A 5,418-nucleotide genomic window follows, 5' to 3' on the forward strand; every position below is an offset into this window, starting at 1 on the left:
CGCGAGCGGTTCTGACCTTTCGGGGTTGGGACGTTTAGCGAAAGTTATCAAGTCTCACACAGTATTAGAGGAAGGTTTATCTGTCGAAAGACGGATTGATCATCGTCAGTACGTTGAGTGAGCGACCGGTTGGTAAAACAACCGAAAACAGTAACAGGCATTGAACTGAAGAGTTTGATCCTGGCTCAGATTGAACGCTGGCGGCATGCCTTACACATGCAAGTCGAACGGCAGCACGGGGGCAACCCTGGTGGCGAGTGGCGAACGGGTGAGTAATACATCGGAACGTGTCCTGTAGTGGGGGATAGCCCGGCGAAAGCCGGATTAATACCGCATACGATCTACGGAAGAAAGCGGGGGATCCTTCGGGACCTCGCGCTATAGGGGCGGCCGATGGCAGATTAGCTAGTTGGTGGGGTAAAGGCCTACCAAGGCGACGATCTGTAGCTGGTCTGAGAGGACGACCAGCCACACTGGGACTGAGACACGGCCCAGACTCCTACGGGAGGCAGCAGTGGGGAATTTTGGACAATGGGGGCAACCCTGATCCAGCAATGCCGCGTGTGTGAAGAAGGCCTTCGGGTTGTAAAGCACTTTTGTCCGGAAAGAAAACCTGCCTGTTAATACCGGGTGGGGATGACGGTACCGGAAGAATAAGCACCGGCTAACTACGTGCCAGCAGCCGCGGTAATACGTAGGGTGCGAGCGTTAATCGGAATTACTGGGCGTAAAGCGTGCGCAGGCGGTCTGTTAAGACCGATGTGAAATCCCCGGGCTTAACCTGGGAACTGCATTGGTGACTGGCAGGCTAGAGTATGGCAGAGGGGGGTAGAATTCCACGTGTAGCAGTGAAATGCGTAGAGATGTGGAGGAATACCGATGGCGAAGGCAGCCCCCTGGGCCAATACTGACGCTCATGCACGAAAGCGTGGGGAGCAAACAGGATTAGATACCCTGGTAGTCCACGCCCTAAACGATGTCAACTAGTTGTTGGGGATTCATTTCCTTAGTAACGTAGCTAACGCGTGAAGTTGACCGCCTGGGGAGTACGGTCGCAAGATTAAAACTCAAAGGAATTGACGGGGACCCGCACAAGCGGTGGATGATGTGGATTAATTCGATGCAACGCGAAAAACCTTACCTACCCTTGACATGGACGAAACCCGGGTGAGAGTCTGGGGTGCTCGAAAGAGAATCGTCGCACAGGTGCTGCATGGCTGTCGTCAGCTCGTGTCGTGAGATGTTGGGTTAAGTCCCGCAACGAGCGCAACCCTTGTCCTTAGTTGCTACGCAAGAGCACTCTAGGGAGACTGCCGGTGACAAACCGGAGGAAGGTGGGGATGACGTCAAGTCCTCATGGCCCTTATGGGTAGGGCTTCACACGTCATACAATGGTCGGAACAGAGGGTTGCCAAGCCGCGAGGTGGAGCCAATCCCAGAAAACCGATCGTAGTCCGGATCGCAGTCTGCAACTCGACTGCGTGAAGCTGGAATCGCTAGTAATCGCGGATCAGCATGCCGCGGTGAATACGTTCCCGGGTCTTGTACACACCGCCCGTCACACCATGGGAGTGGGTTTTACCAGAAGTGGCTAGTCTAACCGCAAGGAGGACGGTCACCACGGTAGGATTCATGACTGGGGTGAAGTCGTAACAAGGTAGCCGTATCGGAAGGTGCGGCTGGATCACCTCCTTTCTCGAGCTTAAACGCTCGCCCACTCAAGTGTTCACGCTTATCGGCTGTCAGAAAGACAGGCTAAGGGTCTGTAGCTCAGTCGGTTAGAGCACCGTCTTGATAAGGCGGGGGTCGTTGGTTCGAATCCAACCAGACCCACCACCCGGGCAAGCGGTGCTTGAAACGACCAAGCGAGCAGACTGAGTCAGGCACACACGGGGGGATTAGCTCAGCTGGGAGAGCACCTGCTTTGCAAGCAGGGGGTCGTCGGTTCGATCCCGTCATCCTCCACCAATCCTCAATGCACAGCGCTGAACGCGGGGTTCAACGTTGCGCATTGGCGATTGAGCCAGTCAGCGCGGGTAGGTGATTGAATTGATCACGCTATCGGCTGTCGTTCTTTAACAATCTGGAAGAAGTAGTAAAGAGATTATTCGAAAGCACTTAGAGATGGGTGTGAGTAGGGTAATCAGGGTTGTGATTGTATCAAGTATGAAAAGGTGATCGAAAGATTGCTTTGGAATACGGCACAACGCGAATACTCAACCTATGACGGTGGGCTTAAAGGCAGCAATGCTGGCAGACACACTCGTTATAGGGTCAAGCGAACAAGTGCATGTGGTGGATGCCTTGGCGATCACAGGCGATGAAGGACGCGGTAGCCTGCGAAAAGCGGTGGGGAGCTGGCAAACGAGCTTTGATCCACCGATATCCGAATGGGGAAACCCGGCCCGAATGGGTCATCCTAAGCTGAATCCATAGGCTTAGTGAAGCGAACGCGGTGAACTGAAACATCTAAGTAACCGCAGGAAAAGAAATCAACCGAGATTCCCAGAGTAGTGGCGAGCGAAATGGGATCAGCCTGTACTCTTTATCTGTGTTGTTAGCTGAACGCTCTGGAAAGTGCGGCCATAGCAGGTGATAGCCCTGTAAGCGAAAACAGCGTGGAAGAACTAGGGGTACGACAAGTAGGGCGGGACACGTGAAATCCTGTCTGAAGATGGGGGGACCATCCTCCAAGGCTAAATACTCGTGATCGACCGATAGTGAACCAGTACCGTGAGGGAAAGGCGAAAAGAACCCCGGGAGGGGAGTGAAATAGATCCTGAAACCGCATGCATACAAACAGTCGGAGCCTCGTAAGGGGTGACGGCGTACCTTTTGTATAATGGGTCAGCGACTTACGTTCAGTAGCGAGCTTAACTGATTAAGGCAGGCGTAGCGAAAGCGAGTCCGAATAGGGCGATCAGTTGCTGGGCGTAGACCCGAAACCAAGTGATCTATCCATGGCCAGGTTGAAGGTGCGGTAACACGTACTGGAGGACCGAACCCACTAACGTTGAAAAGTTAGGGGATGAGCTGTGGATAGGGGTGAAAGGCTAAACAAACTTGGAAATAGCTGGTTCTCTCCGAAAACTATTTAGGTAGTGCCTCGTGTATCACCTTCGGGGGTAGAGCACTGTCATGGTTGTGGGGTCCATTGCGGATTACTACGCCATAGCAAACTCCGAATACCGAAGAGTGCAATCACGGGAGACAGACATCGGGTGCTAACGTCCGGTGTCAAGAGGGAAACAACCCAGACCGCCAGCTAAGGTCCCAAAGATTGGCTAAGTGGGAAACGAAGTGGGAAGGCAAAAACAGTCAGGAGGTTGGCTTAGAAGCAGCCACCCTTTAAAGAAAGCGTAATAGCTCACTGATCGAGTCGTCCTGCGCGGAAGATGTAACGGGGCTCAAGCCAGTCACCGAAGCTGCGGATGCATATTTATATGCATGGTAGGAGAGCGTTCCGTAAGCCTGCGAAGGTGCGTTGAAAAGCGTGCTGGAGGTATCGGAAGTGCGAATGCTGACATGAGTAGCGATAAAGGGGGTGAAAAGCCCCCTCGCCGTAAGCCCAAGGTTTCCTACGCAACGTTCATCGGCGTAGGGTGAGTCGGCCCCTAAGGCGAGGCAGAAATGCGTAGCTGATGGGAAGCAGGTCAATATTCCTGCACCATTGTTAGATGCGATGGGGGGACGGATCGCGGAAGGTTGTCCGGGTGTTGGACGTCCCGGTCGCTGCATTGGAGAAGGTGCTCAGGCAAATCCGGGCACATAATTCAAGGGTGTGGCGCGAGCTTCCTCGGAAGCGAAGCAATTGGAAGTGGTTCCAAGAAAAGCCTCTAAGCTTCAGTCTAATAGTGACCGTACCGCAAACCGACACAGGTGGGCGAGATGAGTATTCTAAGGCGCTTGAGAGAACTCGGGAGAAGGAACTCGGCAAATTGGTACCGTAACTTCGGGATAAGGTACGCCTCTGTAGCTTAACCAGCCTGCGCTGGAAGGGTGAAGAGGTTGCAATAAACTGGTGGCTGCGACTGTTTAATAAAAACACAGCACTCTGCAAACACGAAAGTGGACGTATAGGGTGTGACGCCTGCCCGGTGCCGGAAGATTAAATGATGGGGTGCAAGCTCTTGATTGAAGTCCCGGTAAACGGCGGCCGTAACTATAACGGTCCTAAGGTAGCGAAATTCCTTGTCGGGTAAGTTCCGACCTGCACGAATGGCGTAACGATGGCCACACTGTCTCCTCCCGAGACTCAGCGAAGTTGAAGTGTTTGTGATGATGCAATCTCCCCGCGGCTAGACGGAAAGACCCCATGAACCTTTACTGTAGCTTTGCATTGGACTTTGAACCGATCTGTGTAGGATAGGTGGGAGGCTATGAAACCGGAACGCTAGTTTCGGTGGAGCCGTCCTTGAAATACCACCCTGGTTTGTTTGAGGTTCTAACCTTGGTCCATGATCTGGATCGGGGACAGTGCATGGTAGGCAGTTTGACTGGGGCGGTCTCCTCCCAAAGTGTAACGGAGGAGTACGAAGGTACGCTAGGTACGGTCGGAAATCGTGCTGATAGTGCAATGGCATAAGCGTGCTTAACTGCGAGACCGACAAGTCGAGCAGGTGCGAAAGCAGGTCATAGTGATCCGGTGGTTCTGTATGGAAGGGCCATCGCTCAACGGATAAAAGGTACTCTGGGGATAACAGGCTGATACCGCCCAAGAGTTCATATCGACGGCGGTGTTTGGCACCTCGATGTCGGCTCATCTCATCCTGGGGCTGTAGCCGGTCCCAAGGGTATGGCTGTTCGCCATTTAAAGAGGTACGTGAGCTGGGTTTAAAACGTCGTGAGACAGTTTGGTCCCTATCTGCCGTGGGCGTTGGATATTTGAAGGGGGCTGCTCCTAGTACGAGAGGACCGGAGTGGACGAACCTCTGGTGTACCGGTTGTCACGCCAGTGGCATCGCCGGGTAGCTATGTTCGGAAGAGATAACCGCTGAAAGCATCTAAGCGGGAAACTCGCCTTAAGATGAGATATCCCCGGGGCTTCGAGCCCCTTGAAGGGTCGTTCTAGACCAGGACGTTGATAGGTCAGGTGTGTAAGTGCAGTAATGCATTGAGCTAACTGATACTAATTGCCCGTAAGGCTTGATCCTATAACCAGTGTGTTTGAACCACTGGCGAGTTATGCGTGTGCGACAATCGCCACCCAACATTTACTGCTTCTTCCCGGATTGGTTGTGTGCCCACCCGGCGCACGACAACAAGTCATGCCTGATGACCACAGCGAGTTGGTACCACCCCTTCCCATCCCGAACAGGACCGTGAAACGACTCCACGCCGATGATAGTGCGGATCTCCCGTGTGAAAGTAGGTAATCGTCAGGCTCCTCATGCAGCAACAAAAACCCCACCCCCAAAC

The 5,418-nt window shown here is 53.4% G+C and carries 2 tRNA genes and 3 rRNA genes; all 5 read left to right on the forward strand.

Annotation, left to right across the window (positions count from 1 at the left end):
* Positions 1 to 162: 162 nt before the first annotated feature.
* The 5 genes from NCR98_RS33065 to rrf all read left to right on the forward strand — a co-directional run bounded on the left by NCR98_RS33065 (position 163) and on the right by rrf (position 5,384).
* Positions 163 to 1,695 (forward strand): 16S ribosomal RNA (locus tag NCR98_RS33065).
* Between the two features lie 64 nt (positions 1,696 to 1,759).
* Positions 1,760 to 1,836: transfer RNA gene (locus NCR98_RS33070), tRNA-Ile, on the forward strand.
* 56 nt (positions 1,837 to 1,892) lie between these two features.
* Positions 1,893 to 1,968: transfer RNA gene (locus NCR98_RS33075), tRNA-Ala, on the forward strand.
* A 304-nt stretch (positions 1,969 to 2,272) separates the two neighbouring features.
* A 23S ribosomal RNA gene (locus tag NCR98_RS33080) occupies positions 2,273 to 5,153 on the forward strand.
* A gap of 117 nt (positions 5,154 to 5,270) precedes the next feature.
* Positions 5,271 to 5,384: ribosomal RNA gene (gene rrf / locus NCR98_RS33085) — 5S ribosomal RNA — on the forward strand.
* The 16S, 23S and 5S rRNA genes sit together here with 2 tRNA genes alongside, the layout of an rRNA operon.
* The last annotated feature ends 34 nt before the right edge of the window (positions 5,385 to 5,418 follow it).

The organism is Caballeronia sp. GAWG2-1 (assembly GCF_023631405.1).
Lineage (GTDB): Bacteria > Pseudomonadota > Gammaproteobacteria > Burkholderiales > Burkholderiaceae > Caballeronia.